1 rRNA gene is annotated in these 1,825 nt (G+C 50.2%); it reads left to right on the top strand.

The features are described from left to right. Positions 1–1,825 (top strand): 23S ribosomal RNA (locus ACFFHT_RS10960); the annotation flags it as partial.

The following is a 1,825-nucleotide window of genomic DNA, read 5'->3' as shown; positions in this document are numbered from 1 at the left end:
CGAAGGGAAACCGAGTCTTAACTGGGCGAATAGTTGCAAGGTATAGACCCGAAACCCGGTGATCTAGCCATGGTCAGGTTGAAGGTTGGGTAACACTAACTGGAGGACCGAACCGACTACTGTTGAAAAAGTAGCGGATGAACTGTGGCTGGGGGTGAAAGGCCAATCAAACCGGGAGATAGCTGGTTCTCCCCGAAATCTATTTAGGTAGAGCCTTATATGAATACCTTCGGGGGTAGAGCACTGTTTCGGCTAGGGGTCCATCCCGGATTACCAACCCGATGCAAACTGCGAATACCGAAGAGTAATGTATAGGAGACACACGGCGGGTGCTAACGTTCGTCGTGGAGAGGGAAACAACCCAGACCGCCAGCTAAGGTCCCAAAGTCTATATTAAGTGGGAAACGAAGTGGAAAGGCTTAGACAGCTAGGATGTTGGCTTAGAAGCAGCCATCATTTAAAGAAAGCGTAATAGCTCACTAGTCGAGTCGGTCTGCGCGGAAGATGTAACGGGGCTAAAATATAGCACCGAAGCTGCGGCATCAAGAGAAATCTTGTTGGGTAGGGGAGCGTTGTGTAAGTTGAAGAAGGTGGCTCGAGAGGGTTGCTGGAGATATCACAAGTGCGAATGCTGACATAAGTAACGATAAAGCGGGTGAAAGGCCCGCTCGCCGGAAGACCAAGGTTTCCTGTCCAACGTTAATCGGGGCAGGGTGAGTCGGCCCCTAAGGCGAGGCTGAAGAGCGTAGTCGATGGGAAATGGGTTAATATTCCCATACTTGTTAAGTAAGTGAAGTAGGGACGGAGAAGGCTAGGCAAGCAGACGGACGGAAGTGTTTGTTCAAGCGTGTAGGTAGGATACTTAGGCAAATCCGGGTATCTAATACTGAGGCGTGAAGAGGAGCCACCAAGGTGGTGAAGTTGTTGATGCCCCGCTTCCAGGAAAAGCTACTAAACATATTACTTAATAAACCGTACTGTAAACCGACACAGGTGGTCAGGTAGAGAATACTAAGGCGCTTGAGAGAACTCGGGTGAAGGAACTAGGCAAAATAGCACCGTAACTTCGGGAGAAGGTGCGCTGGCGTAGTGTGAAGTCTGCACAGATGGAGCATGAACCAGTCGAAGTGACCCGCTGGCTGCAACTGTTTAATAAAAACACAGCACTCTGCAAACACGAAAGTGGACGTATAGGGTGTGACGCCTGCCCGGTGCTGGAAGGTTAATTGATGGTGTTATCGCAAGAGAAGCACTTGATCGAAGCCCCAGTAAACGGCGGCCGTAACTATAACGGTCCTAAGGTAGCGAAATTCCTTGTCGGGTAAGTTCCGACCTGCACGAATGGCGTAATGATGGCCAGGCTGTCTCCACCCGAGACTCAGTGAAATTGAAATCGCCGTGAAGATGCGGTGTACCCGCGGCTAGACGGAAAGACCCCGTGAACCTTTACTATAGCTTGACACTGAACCTTGAATTTTAATGTGTAGGATAGGTGGGAGACTGAGAGCCTGTAACGCCAGTTATAGGGGAGTCGATGTTGAAATACCACCCTTTAACGTTTGATGTTCTAACGAGGTACCTGGAACGGGTATTCGGACAGTGTCTGGTGGGTAGTTTGACTGGGGCGGTCTCCTCCCAAAGCGTAACGGAGGAGTACGAAGGTTTGCTAATCACGGTCGGACATCGTGAGGTTAGTACAATGGTAGAAGCAAGCTTGACTGCGAGACGGACAAGTCGAGCAGGTACGAAAGTAGGTCATAGTGATCCGGTGGTTCTGAATGGAAGGGCCATCGCTCAACGGATAAAAGGTACTCCGGGGATAACA

This window comes from Gallibacterium melopsittaci (genome assembly GCF_042433085.1).
In the GTDB taxonomy this organism is placed as follows: domain Bacteria; phylum Pseudomonadota; class Gammaproteobacteria; order Enterobacterales; family Pasteurellaceae; genus Gallibacterium; species Gallibacterium melopsittaci.
The sequence above is the reverse complement of the archived record's forward strand: the minus strand, read 5'-3'. Positions and strand labels throughout refer to the sequence as shown.